Origin of the sequence: Nitrosovibrio sp. Nv6, assembly GCF_900110495.1 — a bacterium.
Lineage (GTDB): Bacteria > Pseudomonadota > Gammaproteobacteria > Burkholderiales > Nitrosomonadaceae > Nitrosospira.
Genome location: NZ_FODX01000008.1, coordinates 1 through 16,101, shown reverse-complemented (window position 1 = coordinate 16,101; position 16,101 = coordinate 1). Strand labels below are relative to the sequence as shown.

Genomic DNA, 16,101 nt, shown 5'->3' with positions numbered 1-16,101 from the left:
ACAGGGAACTTTTCAGAATTGTTGACGCTCTCATCGGAAAAGGTTAACTTTGGCAGGAAACCCAAGGAGGACAAATGAATTTCGCTTTACCCGTACCGGTATCCGGTAGCATCGAGGGTTACATCCAATCGGTCAACCGCTTTCGCATTCTTTCCCAGGAAGAAGAGATCCGCCTCGCGCGATCCCTAAAGAATGAAGGCAACATCGATGCCGCCCGCCAACTGGTGCTTTCACACCTGCGCGTCGTGGTCGCGATTGCTCGTGGCTACAAAGGCTACGGCCTGCCCCAGGCCGACCTCATCCAGGAAGGCAACATTGGGCTGATGAAAGCAGTAAAGCGCTATGATCCCGAACGCGGGGTGAGGCTGGTATCGTTTGCAGTGCACTGGATCAAGGCGGAGATCCATGAATTCATACTGCGTAACTGGCGGCTGGTTAAAATCGCCACGACCAAAGCGCAACGCAAGCTGTTCTTCAACCTGCGCAGCATGAAGCCGGTTCTGGACACCATGAACCCGGAAGAAGTGAATGCCATGGCCAGGCAGTTGGGGGTCAAAGCCGAAGAAGTGGTGGAAATGGAGACCCGCTTCAGCGGACGAGATGTCTCTCTTGAACCCCTGTCTGAAGACGATGACGATGAAACGTTCAGCCCCATCGCATACCTCACCGACGGGAGCGAACCTTCGCAGGTGCTGGAGGCGGAACAAACCAGCCGCCTGCGCGGTGAAGGTCTGGAGGAAGCCCTGTCCAGCCTCGACGCTCGCAGCCGCCATATTATCGAGGCCCGCTGGTTGCGGGAGAAAGACACGGCAACGCTGCATGATCTTGCTGACGAGCTTGGCGTATCCGCCGAGCGTGTCCGTCAGATTGAAGCGAAAGCAATGCAGAAGATGCGTACCGCCATGTCGCCAGCCACATGATGGTGCGGTGAAATCTATACGAAAATTTATTTAACACCTTCACAAAACCGCCAATTCCTGCCAGATATCGTCCGTGATCTCTACATCACGTCAGGAATTGGCGTCAAGCCTGGTTGGATTCCGCCCATTGTTCCGGCGTAAGCGTTTTCATGGATAAGGCATGAATCTCCTGCTTCATCCTGTCGCCGAGCGCTCGATAAACCAGTTGATGCTGCTGCACCATGTTCTTCCCACGAAATTCGGGGCTGACAATAATGGCGCTGAAATGATAACCGTCATCGCCTTCCACATGCACCAGTTCGCATGGCATGGAAGCTTCGATATGGGTTTTAATGCTGTCTGATGTAACCATTCATCCTGTCCTTATGTGAATGATGCTTTGTCACAAGCTAAATTTCTACAAATATCCTTAATGGCGGATCTTGTAACCCGCCTTCAGCATTTGCAGCGTCAGCCATGATACCGCCAAGAAGCACATTGCCACAATCCCGAGGCTGACGTAGGGTGAAATATCGGAGGCATTGAAGAAGCCATAGCGAAACCCGTCAATTACGTAGAAAAACGGATTCAAGTGGGACAGACCCTGCCAGAAGGGCGGCAACGAATGGATTGTGTAGAATACCCCAGACAAAAACGTCAGCGGCAGGATGACGAAATTCTGAAATGCGGCAAGCTGGTCAAATTTTTCCGCCCATATGCCCGCGATAATACCCAGCGCACCCAGCAACGCGCTGCCTATCAAGGCAAACAGGAACACCCACGGAAGCGAGGCCACGGACAAATCGAAAAACCCAAGCGTTACCAGATAAACACCCAGGCCGACTGCCAGTCCACGCACTACTGATGCGAGGACATAGGCGATGAATATTTCCTGGTAAGACAATGGCGATAACAGGACGAACACGAGATTACCTGTAATTTTCGACTGAATCAGGCTGGATGACGAGTTGGCAAACGCATTTTGGAGCATCGACATCATTATCAGACCCGGGATCAGAAAAACGGTGTAGGTAACCCCCGGATATGCCTCCACATGTTCTTCCAGCACATGGGAAAAAATCATGAGATAAAGCAGGGTGGATACCATGGGCGCGAAAACAGTCTGGAATCCAACTTTCCAGAATCGCAGCAATTCCTTGTGGAGCAGAGTAAGAAAGCCGGTCATGTAGGAACGGCTGCGGATTCCCGGTATTCGGCGCCGCCCATTATTTTCACGAACACCTCTTCCAGATCAGGCTGCAATACCTGCATCTCCAGCACTTGCGACCCCGCCCCGCGCAAGGCGGCCATGACATGCTCAAGCTGGGAGTATTCATCGAGGGTCAGGATGTAATATCCCTCTTCGCGGATGCTCATCAGCGGCCGTAGCCCAGACGGCAGCGTATCAGGCGACAATCGCAGCCGCACGGCGCATCCGGGCACGCTGTTGACAAGGTTTCTGATGGTGTCGAGCGCGACGATATTGCCTTGTTTCAGCATTGCCACGCGGTTGCACAAGGCTTCTGCTTCGTCCAGGTAATGAGTCGTAAGCACAACTGTGTGACCATCGCGATTCAATTGCCTGACGAAACGCCATAGGCCCTGGCGCAGCTCCACATCCACTCCCGCAGTGGGCTCATCCAGCACGATTACCGGTGGTTTATGCACCAATGCCTGAGCCACGAGCACGCGCCGCTTCATACCGCCCGACAGCGCGCGCATGTTAACGCCGGCCTTGTCTGCAAGGTCCAGGTGGTGGATTATTTCGTCTATCCAGGCCTCGTTATTCTTCAGGCCGTAATATCCAGACTGAATTACAAGTGTTTCGCGAACGGTGAAGAACGGGTCATACACAAGCTCCTGAGGTACTACCCCCAGCATGCGCCTGGCGTCACGATAATCCGCAACGACATCGTATCCCATTACTCTGACGCTGCCACTGGTTGCACGGGTAAGCCCGGCAATTATGTTGATCAGCGTGGTCTTGCCCGCCCCGTTGGGGCCGAGCAAAGCAAAAAATTCACCGGTTCGTATTTCAAGATCCACGCCAGCCAGAGCCTGCAATCTGCCAAAGCGCTTGTGCATCTGTTTGACTTCGATTGCCGGGGTCATTGAGAAATAGAATAGGATGAGGCGACCGGTACACGGGTAGCGGGATTGGACCAACGGCGCAGGCTGCAAGCAGCCGGCAGGCACTCAAATGGGCGGCGAGTGAGCGCTGTTTTTGATACGAACGTGCACGTAACCAAGCCAGGACACTTCAGGCAATACGAACCGCCTTCTTCTATGCCTATGGCAGACGCATCAGCTCCGAAACGCCATACAACTGCACGAGGCTTTGCAGTTTTGGTGGCATGTTGACGAAAGACATCCGGCAGTTGCGGCGGTTTGCCTCGCGCTGCCACTCCAGCAACACACTGACGGCCGAAGAGTCCACTTCAGTCACCTGCGTCAGGTCGATTATCAGGTCATCATGATCGAACCAGGTGGCGCCTCGCGCAACCACGGCAACGGCGTTGTCGATGGTTATGGGTCCCTTGACGCTCAATCCGCCGCCCCTCAGTCCACCGCCCTCCTGCAAGACTATCTCAGCCATGCCGGCCATCCCGGAAAATCACGGGTTACTGGGCTGACGCTTTTTTATCGGCTGCAATCAGCGAGCGGTTTTTGTCAGCCAGCGTTTTGATCAGCTTTTCCACACCGCCCTCGCGTACCTGACTATTGAAAGTGCTGCGGTAATTGGTCACCAGGCTTACCCCGGCCACTGTCACATCGTATACCTTCCAGCCATCGTTCGTTTTTTCCATGCTGTAGTCGATGGGGACCGGTTGTTGTCCGCTGTCCATTACCTTTGTTTTAACGGTGGTATCTGTGTCGGCAGCGTTGCTTTTCAGCGGTTCCACCTTGATGGTGTAGTCGCTATAGGTGCTGAGCGCGTTCGAATAGGTGCGGACCAGCAAGGTGCGGAACTCTTTCACCAGCTCCTGCTGTTGCTCGGGCGTGGCCTTGGACCAGTTCTTGCCCATGGCCAGCCGCGTCATCCGGGCGAAGTTGAAATGAGGCAATACCTTGGCCTCCACCAGATCGAGAATTTTGGCGGTGTTACCCGACTGCAACTCCTTATCCTGCCGGACAATGGCGAGCACTTCCTGCGCCGTATTATCCACCAGCGTATCGGGACTGGTTGCCATTGCCCAAGCGGGAAGCGCAAGCCACCACGCTGCCAGCAATACCGAGATACCAAGATATTTTTTCATGATTTCCTCATTAAAATTTATTAAAACTGCTTAACAAACCAGTGCGCTTGCGAGCACGGAAACCAGTACATTCGTGCGTCCTCGCCATTGCAAGGCAGGACGTTCAAAGACGTTATCGACGTAGCCATTATCCGCTCATTGGACTGTTCCGGAGCTGCCTAGTTCTTCTGGGCATTTTCGTTCCCGTCTCCCTCTGAGGCCTTATCGAACAGGAATCGCCCGATCATCTCTTCGAGGACGAGCGCGGAATTGGTTTTCATCATTTTATCACCACTCTTCAGCATGACCTCATCCCCGCCTGCCGCCAAGCCGATGTATTGCTCGCCGATAAGTCCTGACGTAAGAATACTGGCAAAAGTATCCTTGGGGAACTGGTAGCGGCTGTCTATGTTCATGATCACCTGTGCGTCGTAGGTTTCGGTGCTGAACTGAATATCTGTCACGCGCCCCACTACGACGCCAGCGCTTTTTACGGGCGCCCTGACTTTCAATCCCCCGATATTTTCGAAATTCCCCGTTAGCGTGTAGCTGTCAGCCGCACTGTAGGTGCCGAGATTTCCGACTTTCAATGCCAATACCAGCAAGGCGCCTATTCCTGCCATGACAAACAGCCCTACCCATAAATCCATTGTTGTTCGCTGCATCAGCCCATTCCTCTGAACATGAATGAGGTTAAAATGAAATCGAGTCCCAGAATCGCCAGCGACGACGTTACGACGGTCCGGGTAGTGGCCCCCGACACTCCCTCCGCCGTGGGGGAGGCATCATAACCTTCGAATACCGCTATTGCCGTTATCGCTATACCAAAAACAAAGGTTTTTATAACGCCATTGACGATGTCGTACCGAAAGTCAACCGCGCCTTGCATTTGCGACCAGAATGAACCCTCGTCCACCCCGATGAGCACCACCGCCACCAGGTAACCGCCAAAAATACCAATTGCGGAGAATAACGCCGCCAGAAGCGGCATGGAAATCACGCCAGCCCAGAATCGCGGCGCTACCACCCGCGCAATGGGATCCACCGCCATCATTTCCATCGCTGCCAATTGCTCGGTTGCCTTCATCAGGCCGATTTCAGCTGTAATGGCGGAACCGGCACGACTGGCGAACAACAGGGCGGCCACGACCGGCCCCAGTTCGCGCAGCAGCGATAATGCCACCATCGTGCCGACGGCCGATTCCGCGCCATACCGCTGCAAGGTTTCGTAACCCTGCAAGCCGAGCACCATGCCGACAAATAGTCCCGACACAATAATAATGATCAGCGACAGTACGCCAGTGAAATAAAGCTCACGGATGATCAGGCCGAAACGCTTCAGGCTGGTACCTGATTTCAGCAGGGTCAACAGGAAAAAACGGCTGGCGTAGCCCAGCCGCCAAATACTGTCTATTACGCGATGGCCGATGCCCTGAATTCCGGTAACGATACGCCTAGGCAAAACTTTCCTCCAGTTTCAGGTCGCGCGCATAGGCATTGGCGGGGTAGTGAAACGAGACGGGGCCGTCTTCTTCGCCATGCACGAACTGATGTACGAAAGGCGCAACTGATCCACGCACTTCGTCCGGGGTGCCATGGGCTGCGATCACCCCATCTGAAATGAAATATACCTGGTCAACAATTTTCAGGGACTCCTGCACATCGTGCGTGACGACAATGGAGGTCATGCCCAGCGCGTCGGTCAGGCGACGTATCAAATTTCCGATCACCGTGAGTGAAATGGGGTCAAGACCGGTAAAAGGCTCATCATACATGATGAGCAGCGGGTCAAGCGCAATCGAACGAGCCAACGCCACCCGCCGCGCCATACCTCCCGAAAGTTGCGCAGGCATCAGATCGTGCGCGCCACGCAGCCCGACGGCATGCAACTTCATCAGCACCAGATCGCGGATCATGGATTCCGGCAGATCGGTATGTTCCCGCATCTGGAACGCCACGTTGTCGAATACCGAAAGGTCGGTAAACAGCGCGCCGAACTGAAACAGCATGCTCATTTTTCGACGCATCAGAAAAAGCTCATCCCTTTTCAGCTCATGCACTACCTTGCCTGCTACCTTGACATAGCCCGAGGACGGACGTACCGCGCCGCCGATAAGACGCAATAGCGTGGTCTTGCCGCTGCCGCTGCCGCCCATGATGGCGATGACTTTGCCATGCGCCATCGTCATATCGATCCCCTTCAGGATCGAGCGCTCCCCATAGGAGAAATTCAGGCCTTTGATCTCGACCAAATTTTCAGATGTCATTCTGACGGAATAGGATGCTTGATTTGACGGGACGTCGATTTTAATCCAAATGCGCTTTCAGCACAGCCCCATATTTGTTTTGGCTCTTCAGGCAATGTTGTTATGCGGCGTGTCCCCGGAGTTACGAATTTCATGGTGGAGTTAGTGCTACCAGAAAGAATCTCAAAAGTTCGGTACGTGGCGACAGAGTGTTGTTCAACTGCCAGAAAAGCTGTCTGGCAGGCTGCTAGGATTGTGGATAAAGTAACAGCAGACGATACCCGGCTGCGTTCAAATCCCCGCTATCGAGGTGAAGCTTCACATTGAATTCCTCATTGGGTGCGACGCCGCTCCCGTGGTTTTCCTTTTCTTCAAGATACGCAGCGGGAGGAAAGGTACGGCTTGCAAGAGGCCGGTTCTGCGTGTCGATGAGTGTAAGTTGAAACGATGGAAATGCCTGTGGATAGGGCGCGTGATTACGTACCGTCGCATTAAGCGTGATGACACCGGGCTGTTCTGTATCCGCTTGCATTTCGGATGACTCGATATTCAGCAATTTCGCATACTGCGGCGCCGGAATAGTACACTCCAACAGCTCGCAATATCGTTCGAGATACGGCTTGGCGTCAGGAGCAATAACGGCAAGTTCGCCGCGGTAAGCATAGATAGCCTGCGCCGCCAGAACGACTATCAGAAAGAGGCTGGCCAAACCCCACGCGAGGGAGGCTGCCAGCGACGCTCCGTGCGGCTGCCCCTCATCGAAAGCATAATACTCGGGTGGGTAATTTGACAACACATCATTTTCCGCCCAGGGGTCGATCGTTTCGGAAATTTCTGGAGCAGATTTGTCTTCGCCGGCGCTCGCTGCGGCAGAACTGTTCCTGGCAGTACCTGCTGTTTTCGAGATGGATTCTTCCGAAACGGGCCGTTCCGACACCTGTGCCTCCTCCCCTATCTGATCTGCAGCAGCTTCATCCTGAATTATTTTGTGTCCAGAAACTGAAGGTGAATCCTTCTGATCAGACAGGACTTGCGCGGGCGCAGCACTTTCGGAGGGAATCTCAGGGAAGTGGGGCGGCGTTTCCTCAGCTTCTGAGTCGCTTTTGGCGCCACCCGAATCTGCTGCTTCCGGCTCCCGCATTGTTGCCAGAGCGGCAAAACCGTTAAATATCCGGGCGCAGTGTCCACAGCGCACCTCCCCACCGTGCGCCTGTAAATGGAAAGGGGTTACCCGGAAGGTGGTCGCGCAGTTGGGGCAACGAGTTACAAGCGCCATAGCCGTGGTTGTTGCGACAAATTGAAATTCACCGTCTCGTCCCTGAGAGCAAGACCCAACCCACCTGCTCTCGCGCAATATGCATGTCGAACCATCGCCGGTAGATGTTTACCACATCTTCCGCCTGTTCCATAAGTATACCGGAAAGGACGATACGTCCGCCCAAGCGGGTGGCGCGCATCAATATCGGAGCCAGCACCATCAAGGGATTGGCAAGAATATTGGCAATGACTACGTCCGCGGCTTCATTTGGAATGCCTTTCCCGGTCGAAACATGCGTCGTGAAAAATTCCGTCATCGTTTCATCGCACTGATTGAGCGCAGCATTTTGACGGCTCGCAGCAATCGCCTGGGGATCTATATCGATTCCCACTACATGACGCGCGCCCAGCTTCAATGCGGCGATCGCAAGTATGCCTGAACCACAGCCATAATCCAGAACATCTTCGCCGCCAAACAGGTTTTCGTCAAGCCAGGCAAGGCAAAGTTGAGTGGAAGGGTGGCTGCCGGTACCAAAGGCCAGCCCGGGATCGAGTATCAGGTTCACGCCGCCGGGATCGGGCGCCTGATGCCAGCTCGGCACGATCCACAGGCGATCCGATATCTGGATCGGACTGAATTGTGATTGAGTTATCCGAACCCAATCCTGCTCTTCCACATATGTGACGCTATAGCTGGGCAGACTGGGAAGCTGGGCCGCTTGCGCCGCTGCCTCGACGATAGAAGGAATGTGAACATCCGTATTGAATAGGGCAGTCAGTTCCGATGTGGACCAGATTTCGCCTGGCGATTCGCCCGGTTCGTCGAACAGAAACTGCTCTTCGTCGGTTCCGGTAGCCGCATCATGAATGTCCGTCGACAACGCGCCGAGTTCAAGCATTGCATCACTCAAAACTTCGGCATGCGTATTATCGGTTTGTATGGAGAGCGAGACCCAGGACATTAAGGTATCAAGGACTGTATAACCATAGGCACGGCTTCAGGGATATGCACGCTCTCGATACATATACGGATAGGGCTATCAAGGAGTGACGACTCAGTCGTTCGGGAGATTTGCGCTTTACTCTATTCCGGATACTCGCAAAAATATTGCTCTCTGCGTTTTTTACCTCACCGGCTTTTTGGCTCATTTAAGATAATTGGCGAGCTTTTGCTCCAGATAATGAATGTTGGTGCCACCATTCAGAAAAGCGGCATCGGATAGCAGGTCAAGGTGTAATGGGGCGTTTGTCTTGATGCCTTCAATTACCATTTCGGACAGTGCTATGCGCATTCGGGCAATCGCCTGCTCGCGGTTATCACCGTAGGTGATAATTTTACCGATCATGGAATCGTAATATGGCGGCACCACGTAGTTGTGGTAAACATGGGAATCAACGCGAATGCCGGGGCCCCCTGGAGCGTGATATTGGGTGATACGGCCGGCGGACGGCGTAAGTTTATAAGGATCCTCGGCGTTAATGCGGCATTCGATGGCATGTCCTCTTATGACTACGTCGCGTTGGCGAATATTGAGTTTTTCGCCCGCGGCAACACGAATTTGCGCCTGCACCAAATCGATGCCGGTAACAGCTTCGGTAACCGGGTGTTCCACCTGCAAACGCGTATTCATTTCGATGAAATAAAATTCATTCTTCTCAAACAGAAACTCGAACGTACCGGCGCTGCGATAACCGATACGACGGCATGCATCGGCGCAACGGGAACCCATCTTGTCGCGCAGCCTGGGGGAAATACCAACGGCGGGCGCTTCCTCGAGAATTTTCTGATGCCGCCGCTGCATGGAACAATCCCGCTCTCCCAGATAGATTGCATTCCGGTGTTCGTCGGCCAGTACCTGGAACTCGATATGACGGGGATTTTCCAGATACTTTTCCACATAAACCGTCGGGTTGCCGAAAGCCGCCTGAGCTTCGTTCCGGGTTATTATTACGGCGTTCGACAGCGCCGCTTCGGTATGTACTACCCGCATTCCGCGGCCACCGCCGCCGGCAGCCGCCTTGATTATTATGGGGTACCCGATGGCACGGACAATGGCCCTGATTTCTTCAGGGGATTCCGGCAAGCCGCCGTTAGATCCTGGAACACAGGGTACTCCGGCCTTTTTCATGGCGTTCTTGGCGCTGACCTTGTCGCCCATCATGCGAATAGTGTCGGGACGCGGACCAATAAAGACAAATCCGCTTTTTTCCACGCGTTCCGCAAAATCAGCGTTTTCCGATAGAAACCCGTAGCCCGGATGAATTGCTTCCGAATCGGTTACTTCCGCTGCGCTAATAATTGCGGGTATATTGAGGTAGCTTAAGGCCGAGGGCGCGGGGCCGATGCAGACGGACTCGTCGGCCAGTTTTACATACTTGGCCTCGGCGTCCGCCTGGGAATGCACGGCGACGGTTTTGATGCCCATCTCACGGCACGCGCGCTGTATCCGCAAGGCGATCTCGCCACGGTTGGCTATTAAAATTTTTTCAAACATGTTTACCGGAAATAACTATTTTAGCGGCGGCAGAAGGTCCGCTTTTCTATGCAGTTTGTTTTTCCACCTATGATACGCCTGGCTCTGGCTGCACCAGCTTTACGAAACGAAAATCATTCGATTACGAATAATGGCTCGCCGTACTCCACTGGCTGTCCATTTTCCACCAGGATTGCCTTTATAACCCCGCTCTTGTCCGACTCTATTTCATTGAGCAGCTTCATCGCTTCAATAATGCAAAGGGTTTCTCCCTCCTTGACGGTTTGCCCTACCTCTACGAATGGGTTCGAAGCAGGTGCCGAGCTACGGTAAAACGTCCCCACCATGGGCGATTTCACCACGTGTCCTTCTGGCAATATCTGGGCCGCCGCGGTAGCAGCGGTAACTGCCGCAGGCTGGGGCGCAGGAGCCGGCACAGCTTGCTGTGGGGGCGGCGCTCCGGTTGGAATTACCTGACTCTGGGTGGAAGATGCGGACCTGCTGATACGCACTTTTTCCTCACCCTCGGTAATCTCCAATTCCGCAATGCCCGATTCCTCGACCAGATCAATCAATTTCTTCAGCTTTCTCAGATCCATGATAGACCCCCTGGAGATGACTCCCCTTCATACGTACGCATCAATATTTCCATTATTACTTTGCCGTTTGCCGATCCATAGACGGCTGCGATCATGGTTTTTCCAAAATGATTTTTTCCTTCCCCAGCATAGCACTTCAATAGCGGCAATCCCGACATTTTCGGTAAAAATGCCTTATTTAACGTGAACATCAGAGTTTTTCTAATTTTGGATCCTCTTCTAACAGGATTGACAGTGCATATTTCAGGGCCAGCTCGTATCCTTTTGGACCGAGGCCGCTGATTACACCCACGGCCAGGTCGGAAAAATAGGATTTCCTCCGGAAAGGTTCGCGAGCGAAGATATTGGAAAGATGGACTTCGACAAAGGGAATCCCAGTAGATGCCAAGGCATCACGCAAGGCGATGCTGGTATGGGTATAAGCTGCGGGATTGATGATAATAAAGCTGATTCCGTCACCACGAGCCTGCTGAACCCGGTCTATTAGTGCCCCCTCGGTATTACTTTGAAAATGTGCTAAGCCTATTCCATGATTTTCTGCTAAAACAGCTAAATTGTCGTCAATTTCCCGTAACGTCATGCTTCCATAGACTTCTGGCTCCCTTGTTCCCAAGAGATTCAAGTTTGGCCCATGCAAAATTAGAATGCGTTCAGTTCGCATTACAGTGCTTTTCATGGCGGCAAGTGTGACGCAACCTATGGAAAAAGTCTAGTATTTAAGGCGATATCGAAGACAATTGGGGAAAGTGACCGCAGTTGGGAAATGTTAAAAGAATTGGCAGACCAAGACGAGCTGACTCGCTGCGAAAAGGCGTTTATTAACCCTTGACGCGGATTTTTGGAATCTTCACCTGGGAATTGCGGAATGGGTCTGTAAGGAGGAGGTAAAGACTTTTCCCGCCGTTCGGCTTTTAGGTAGTCCGCCAAGGCTCTGACAGCATACATTCCCTACTCAGTTTGCCGGGCGTTTCCCAAACATCTATAATTGGATATGTTCGGTTTCCTTCGGGCTGTTGTAGCTCAGTTGGTAGAGCAACTGATTCGTAATCAGTAGGTCGGAGGTTCGACTCCTCTCAACAGCACCATTAATTCAATAGCTTATCATCTTGGTATCCAACGACCTTGGGCTCCGGGGCACGCCGGAGGCACATAGCATCGAAATTGCCCTTAATTTTGTACTGTCAAAAGTGGTTTATTGCTGAATTATCGCCATGATAAGAATATTTTCGCGCACGCGAAAAGTGTAAGAAAAGCGGGGTCTACTTTACATCTTGCTATACCCTATGAGGATTCATATTCTCGCAGCGTGACGACCTTGCCTTCATGAGCCCGTTGCGGCTTTATGCCGGTACGGCGGGCCAGCAACAAACCATTCTGGCGCATGATACGTAGACCCGCTTGTGGTTGATCGAAGGCTTCCTCATCCCTTCCAGTCTGCGGTTAAGCAGAGCACAGATCCTTCTGTATCCGTAAGTCATGCGGTCATCCACAAGCTCCCTGATCAGGGGCAACAGCCAGGCATCATCCACCTTGTTGTAGTAGGTGCGGCTACACTGTGCTCTTTGCTTCGTCCGCTCCACAAGATGGGAGCGCGCTACAAATCGTGTCTGCAATGGCTTTCATAGCGAATCGTCCGGTGGCAGCAAGGGCATGCGCGAGATCAGTTTTTTTCATGGGCAAGCTTCACCGCTTCCGTGAGAATCTCGTTCTCCAGGGTTTTCTTGCCCAGCACACGTTCCAGCTCCCGAATCCGCTTTTTTCAATTCCCGCACCTCTGCCGCACACACTACTGCATCATCACTAAGTATGGCTTCCTTTCCTCCTTCGGTTATGAGCTTTCTCCAACGAAATAACAAGCTCGGAGAAATACCATACTTTCGCGCGAGATAGAGACACTCATGCCGGATGAGCGCGTTTCCTCAACGGCCTTTAATTTCTCATCCAGGCTCCAGCGCCTACGGCGCTCGACTCCCGTGACTACTTCAATACGATCAAAACCAGAAGCACTATGCATAGCATCAGGCATATGCCTATCTCCTATCATCAGTGCATCCGTCCGGTTCAATTGGAGGCTAATCCAGGTTCTGGTACGCCGCTAAGTGCGAAGAGTACCTGAATGAACCTCGAACAGGGAATATGCGTACGTGAATGAGTCAGTCAGACCCATACCTTATGCCTTTCGCAGGAAAGGTCTGTCTCACCAGTACGCCACATAGCAATGCATTCACGAATTTTGCCATGCAGGGAGTTTACTCGGTGATGCGAAGCGGTTTTCGGCGGCGCGAAGTGGGGTAGCCAGGAACATTTGGAATCTTCACGCATGACAATGCGTGTTCACGCCGATTTAAGGTTGAGTATCTTTCAGAGACTGAGGTAGAGCTTTACGTACATGCACTTAAGTCCAATGGTAAAACGTCACAAAGCGATTAACATGCTAACAGGATAATTTCACCTGCTGGGCTGGCTTTGCGTGTCGCTTAACTCGATCATAATAGGTACTGCTCCAAGGTTTACGCGCAGGAAAGTACGTGTGACTGGGGTTATCCAATGGGTTGCGAGATCAATAACTAAAAAATTTCATAACAGGCGATTATCATGACGGATCGGTTAACTTTCGATCAGGCGTACGAACTTACGGATATTCTGATAAATAAGGTAACAAAAGATCAATTGGCCGAGTGTGCACGTTTGCTCGCATTGAACCTCGCACACCATCAGATAAAGCAAGGCGAGATACCTGTGGATCAAACCCTGGCGTTATTACGTTCGTTCGAGCGAAGCGAGGAGCATTTAAATTTGCTGATGGAAGGCATGCTTAACCTGATAGGGGTGCTGGTAAACGTTAGCGGTGACGCCTTGAATCAGACAAGGCATTGATTTATTTCTTCGCCGGTTCTTCTTGTATAGCGGCGCTGCCGGATACCTTTCATGCCGCAATCACATCATTTCCATGCGCATAAAATCCAATATATAGGATGAAAATGTGTGAAACTGTTGACTGGTAATCTACGCATCAAAGTTCCTTTTGCGAGTGACGTATTGGATGCAGCAGGTAGGTAATAATCCTATCTCCATAAGGCGGGCAGGAATGCTGGCGTACTGCACAATGCATCTTTTTGCCCTGCTGATCGCTTTCTATTCGACTGAAATACAACCTTTGGCTGTCATCGGTTAAAGTGTGCACTCACTCTTTTAAAGACGATGTTGGGCGCGTATTCCCATAAGTACTCCGCTTCACTCTCTATCTCAATGCGTATGGAAGATAAGCCTCAATACCTTGCTTCGGGCGTAAGCCGGCGGGAAGTTTGGTCCTGGGCGATGTACGATTTCGCCAATTCCGGCTATACCACAGTTGTAATCACTGCGATTTTTAATGCGTATTTCGTTGCGGTGGTAACCAGGAATGAGGCATGGGGGACATTTGCATGGACGGCGGCACTGGCGGTTTCCTATGCGCTTATTATTCTGACAGCGCCCGTGCTTGGGGCTTATGCTGATGCGTACGCTGCGAAAAAGCGTCTGTTATTCCTGAGTACGGTGGGCTGCGTGTTATTTACCGCATTGCTTTACTTTGTCGGTTCGGGTGACTTATGGCTGGCGGTCGTGCTAATCGTTCTTTCCAATTTCTTTTTCACGTGCGGCGGGAACCTGATTTCCGCGTTTTTACCGGAACTGGCGCAGGAAAGAGCGCTAGGGAAAGTCTCCGGCTGGGGCTGGAGCTTCGGCTATATAGGCGGGCTGATCAGCCTGGGGTTATCGCTAGGATACGTGACATGGGCACAGGGACAGGGGAAGCCGGCTGAAGAGTTTGTACCCATAACGATGCTGATAACCGCTTGTATGTTTGCGCTATCGAGTATCCCTACCTTTCTTTTTCTGAAGGAGCGGGCGCTGCCGCAGCCGCATCTTTCCGGACGGACGGTAGTGCGCGAGGCGTTTGCGCGGATCGGCGATACGGTCAATCACGTACGCGATTATCGTGACCTGGTACGGTTTCTCTCCTGCATCGTGTTTTACCAGGCTGGTATTCAGACAGTCATTACGTTGGCGGCAATATACGCGCAACAGGTAATGGGATTTGACACCGGGGACACCATGTTTCTGGTTCTGGTGGTCAATGTTACCGCATCAGTGGGTGCGTTCGGGTTCGGAAGCGTACAGGACAGGATCGGCCATATTCCAACAATAGCGCTAACCCTCGTGGGCTGGATTGTGATGGTGTTGCTGGCCTGGATGGCCGAAGACCGGGCGATGTTCTGGCTGGCTGCCAACCTCGCGGGCCTGTGTCTCGGGGCTTCTCAATCAGCCGGCCGGGCGCTGATAGGTTATTTCAGCCCTGACGCCAGGCGCGCGGAATTCTTCGGGCTATGGGGACTGGCGGTTAATTTATCATCGATATTAGGTCCGGTGACGTACGGCCTCGTAAGCTGGATTTCACGAGGCGACCACCGGCTTGCCATGCTGATCACCGGCAGTTATTTTATTATCGGCTTGATGATATTGATGGGTATAGATGTCCCAAGAGGCCGGCAAGCCGCGCTGCGTGCCGGAGAAACTAGCGCAATCGGGAAAGGCTAGACCCGAGTATTGCTCCCGGGTTTGCCTTGTCTTCGTGGGCACGCTCTATTTCGGGGCTGCTTCTACTATGCTTTCAGCTTACTTCAGTGATGCATGTGATGGCTATCATGCCCACTGTGGTCTTCTGCCGGCTTTTTGTCATCTTGATGCATGTGGTGGTCGTGTCCGCTGTGGTCTTCCCCTGATTTTTTTCCATCCTTTGCCTTGGGCTTGAGCGGAGTAAAACGGGTGGACTGCGCTTCCTGTTCGGGCAATTTGATGAATACGACGATTACCGTATCGGGGGTGAGCGTGAAATCTCCAGCCCCTTTGAACATATTGTCGCCAGTGGGCTCGAGTTTGATCGTGGTTTTGGGCTTGGCCTTGCCGGCTTGTATGGTTGCCTTACCGACGCCACCTTCAGTGTTGATCTTGGTATCCCCGTGGTCCGTCACATAGAGCTCGAGTTCCTTTTCTTTTGCAACAAGCTCCAGATGATAAGGTCCGGCCATGCGCATCTGCCCTCCATGCGGTGCGGCATGAGAGTCGAAATATTCTTCGGTATGCGCCGAAGCGGGCATTGAGGCGACCAGCGAAGCGCTAACAAAGACCATGGCCATCGATTTAATCATTTCCATCTCTCCTGTAAGAACTAATTGAAACTTATTGTGATTGAGCACTGAACCGCAGCCCATATCGGTTTGCCACTCCTGCTTCTTGCTACCTTGTTATCGGGGTTCAATGCACATGATCGCCAGGTGGCGGGAGGATTTCCTCTTCCCGGTTGAGTTGTGCGATCTGCTGCATCAGCATCCCGGTATTGGCCCAGCCTG

Annotated in this window: 17 protein-coding genes, 1 tRNA gene and 1 pseudogene; 4 read left to right on the top strand and 15 right to left on the bottom strand. The window is 52.6% G+C overall.

From position 1 onward, the window contains the following. Positions 1-74 precede the first annotated feature (74 nt). Entirely contained in the window at positions 75-920 is an 846-nt protein-coding gene (rpoH, locus tag BMX66_RS13730; protein WP_090883159.1) for an RNA polymerase sigma factor RpoH, read from the top strand. A 103-nt stretch (positions 921-1,023) separates the two neighbouring features. Here rpoH and BMX66_RS13725 read toward each other — a convergent pair whose 3' ends face one another. The 13 genes from BMX66_RS13725 to aroQ form a co-directional block, all read right to left on the bottom strand. Continuing rightward, positions 1,024-1,272 (bottom strand): BolA family protein, encoded by a 249-nt coding sequence (locus tag BMX66_RS13725; protein ID WP_090883157.1) that lies wholly within the window; start codon positions 1,270-1,272, stop codon positions 1,024-1,026. A gap of 57 nt (positions 1,273-1,329) precedes the next feature. Then, a complete protein-coding gene (locus tag BMX66_RS13720; protein WP_090883155.1) occupies positions 1,330-2,085 on the bottom strand; it encodes an ABC transporter permease in 756 nt (251 codons plus the stop codon). After that, positions 2,082-3,011 (bottom strand): ABC transporter ATP-binding protein, encoded by a 930-nt coding sequence (locus BMX66_RS13715; protein ID WP_090883309.1) that lies wholly within the window; start codon positions 3,009-3,011, stop codon positions 2,082-2,084. The genes BMX66_RS13720 and BMX66_RS13715 overlap by 4 nt, the downstream gene beginning before the upstream one ends. A gap of 178 nt (positions 3,012-3,189) precedes the next feature. After that, positions 3,190-3,495: an STAS domain-containing protein gene (locus BMX66_RS13710; protein ID WP_090883307.1), complete on the bottom strand. Its 306-nt coding sequence runs from the start codon at positions 3,493-3,495 to the stop codon at positions 3,190-3,192. Positions 3,496-3,520: 25 nt separating this feature from the next. Further along, complete coding sequence (locus BMX66_RS13705) at positions 3,521-4,156, bottom strand: MlaC/ttg2D family ABC transporter substrate-binding protein (protein ID WP_090883153.1); 636 nt, start codon at positions 4,154-4,156, stop codon at positions 3,521-3,523. A gap of 158 nt (positions 4,157-4,314) precedes the next feature. After that, positions 4,315-4,800, bottom strand: a complete 486-nt coding sequence (gene mlaD, locus BMX66_RS13700; RefSeq protein WP_090883151.1) for an outer membrane lipid asymmetry maintenance protein MlaD — start codon at positions 4,798-4,800, stop codon at positions 4,315-4,317. Next, positions 4,800-5,597: a lipid asymmetry maintenance ABC transporter permease subunit MlaE gene (mlaE, locus tag BMX66_RS13695; RefSeq protein ID WP_090883149.1), complete on the bottom strand. Its 798-nt coding sequence runs from the start codon at positions 5,595-5,597 to the stop codon at positions 4,800-4,802. Before mlaE ends, mlaD begins: the two co-directional genes overlap by 1 nt. Further along, entirely contained in the window at positions 5,590-6,402 is an 813-nt protein-coding gene (locus BMX66_RS13690) for an ABC transporter ATP-binding protein (protein ID WP_090883147.1), read from the bottom strand. The genes mlaE and BMX66_RS13690 overlap by 8 nt, the downstream gene beginning before the upstream one ends. Positions 6,403-6,628: 226 nt before the next feature. Next, positions 6,629-7,657 carry a zinc-ribbon and DUF3426 domain-containing protein gene (locus BMX66_RS15725; RefSeq protein WP_158593428.1) on the bottom strand — a complete coding sequence of 343 codons (1,029 nt, stop codon included), beginning with the start codon at positions 7,655-7,657 and terminating at the stop codon, positions 6,629-6,631. 28 nt (positions 7,658-7,685) lie between these two features. Beyond that, a complete protein-coding gene (gene prmA, locus BMX66_RS13680; RefSeq protein ID WP_090883145.1) occupies positions 7,686-8,600 on the bottom strand; it encodes a 50S ribosomal protein L11 methyltransferase in 915 nt (304 codons plus the stop codon). Between the two features lie 183 nt (positions 8,601-8,783). Continuing rightward, entirely contained in the window at positions 8,784-10,133 is a 1,350-nt protein-coding gene (gene accC, locus BMX66_RS13675) for an acetyl-CoA carboxylase biotin carboxylase subunit (RefSeq protein WP_090883143.1), read from the bottom strand. Between the two features lie 113 nt (positions 10,134-10,246). Then, the gene (gene accB, locus BMX66_RS13670) at positions 10,247-10,711 is read right to left on the bottom strand and encodes an acetyl-CoA carboxylase biotin carboxyl carrier protein (RefSeq protein WP_090883141.1); all 465 of its coding nucleotides are present in this window, start codon (positions 10,709-10,711) and stop codon (positions 10,247-10,249) included. A gap of 190 nt (positions 10,712-10,901) precedes the next feature. Beyond that, on the bottom strand, positions 10,902-11,372 hold the full coding sequence (gene aroQ, locus BMX66_RS13660) for a type II 3-dehydroquinate dehydratase (RefSeq protein WP_255398965.1): 471 nt from the start codon (positions 11,370-11,372) through the stop codon (positions 10,902-10,904). 348 nt (positions 11,373-11,720) lie between these two features. Between aroQ and BMX66_RS13655 the strand changes: the two genes are divergently transcribed. After that, positions 11,721-11,796, top strand: a tRNA-Thr gene (locus BMX66_RS13655). Between the two features lie 214 nt (positions 11,797-12,010). Here BMX66_RS13655 and BMX66_RS13650 read toward each other — a convergent pair. After that, positions 12,011-12,737 (bottom strand): annotated as a pseudogene (locus BMX66_RS13650) (transposase); the annotation flags it as partial. Between the two features lie 569 nt (positions 12,738-13,306). Between BMX66_RS13650 and BMX66_RS13645 the strand changes: the two are divergent. Together BMX66_RS13645 and BMX66_RS13640 are read left to right on the top strand one after the other, a co-directional pair. After that, positions 13,307-13,588, top strand: a complete 282-nt coding sequence (locus BMX66_RS13645) for a hypothetical protein (RefSeq protein ID WP_090883135.1) — start codon at positions 13,307-13,309, stop codon at positions 13,586-13,588. Between the two features lie 378 nt (positions 13,589-13,966). Beyond that, positions 13,967-15,289 carry an MFS transporter gene (locus tag BMX66_RS13640; protein WP_369826994.1) on the top strand — a complete coding sequence of 441 codons (1,323 nt, stop codon included), beginning with the start codon at positions 13,967-13,969 and terminating at the stop codon, positions 15,287-15,289. Positions 15,290-15,372: 83 nt separating this feature from the next. Here the strand turns inward: BMX66_RS13640 and BMX66_RS13635 are convergent, their stop codons facing one another. Then, positions 15,373-15,900, bottom strand: a complete 528-nt coding sequence (locus tag BMX66_RS13635) for a hypothetical protein (protein ID WP_090883305.1) — start codon at positions 15,898-15,900, stop codon at positions 15,373-15,375. Between the last annotated feature and the right edge of the window lie 201 nt (positions 15,901-16,101).

Excerpts from the sequence above, each read along its gene's own strand:
- BMX66_RS13645 (WP_090883135.1), top strand. The coding sequence starts at position 13,307 with ATGACGGATCGGTTAACTTTCGATCAGGCGTACGAACTTACGGATATT.
- accC (WP_090883143.1), bottom strand. The coding sequence starts at position 10,133 with ATGTTTGAAAAAATTTTAATAGCCAACCGTGGCGAGATCGCCTTGCGG.
- BMX66_RS13720 (WP_090883155.1), bottom strand. The coding sequence starts at position 2,085 with ATGACCGGCTTTCTTACTCTGCTCCACAAGGAATTGCTGCGATTCTGG.
- mlaD (WP_090883151.1), bottom strand. The coding sequence starts at position 4,800 with ATGCAGCGAACAACAATGGATTTATGGGTAGGGCTGTTTGTCATGGCA.
- aroQ (WP_255398965.1), bottom strand. The coding sequence starts at position 11,372 with ATGCGAACTGAACGCATTCTAATTTTGCATGGGCCAAACTTGAATCTC.
- BMX66_RS13725 (WP_090883157.1), bottom strand. The coding sequence starts at position 1,272 with ATGGTTACATCAGACAGCATTAAAACCCATATCGAAGCTTCCATGCCA.
- BMX66_RS13715 (WP_090883309.1), bottom strand. The coding sequence starts at position 3,011 with ATGACCCCGGCAATCGAAGTCAAACAGATGCACAAGCGCTTTGGCAGA.
- BMX66_RS13640 (WP_369826994.1), top strand. The coding sequence starts at position 13,967 with ATGGAAGATAAGCCTCAATACCTTGCTTCGGGCGTAAGCCGGCGGGAA.
- BMX66_RS13690 (WP_090883147.1), bottom strand. The coding sequence starts at position 6,402 with ATGACATCTGAAAATTTGGTCGAGATCAAAGGCCTGAATTTCTCCTAT.
- BMX66_RS13705 (WP_090883153.1), bottom strand. The coding sequence starts at position 4,156 with ATGAAAAAATATCTTGGTATCTCGGTATTGCTGGCAGCGTGGTGGCTT.
- prmA (WP_090883145.1), bottom strand. The coding sequence starts at position 8,600 with ATGTCCTGGGTCTCGCTCTCCATACAAACCGATAATACGCATGCCGAA.
- BMX66_RS13710 (WP_090883307.1), bottom strand. The coding sequence starts at position 3,495 with ATGGCTGAGATAGTCTTGCAGGAGGGCGGTGGACTGAGGGGCGGCGGA.
- BMX66_RS13635 (WP_090883305.1), bottom strand. The coding sequence starts at position 15,900 with ATGATTAAATCGATGGCCATGGTCTTTGTTAGCGCTTCGCTGGTCGCC.
- BMX66_RS15725 (WP_158593428.1), bottom strand. The coding sequence starts at position 7,657 with ATGGCGCTTGTAACTCGTTGCCCCAACTGCGCGACCACCTTCCGGGTA.
- accB (WP_090883141.1), bottom strand. The coding sequence starts at position 10,711 with ATGGATCTGAGAAAGCTGAAGAAATTGATTGATCTGGTCGAGGAATCG.
- rpoH (WP_090883159.1), top strand. The coding sequence starts at position 75 with ATGAATTTCGCTTTACCCGTACCGGTATCCGGTAGCATCGAGGGTTAC.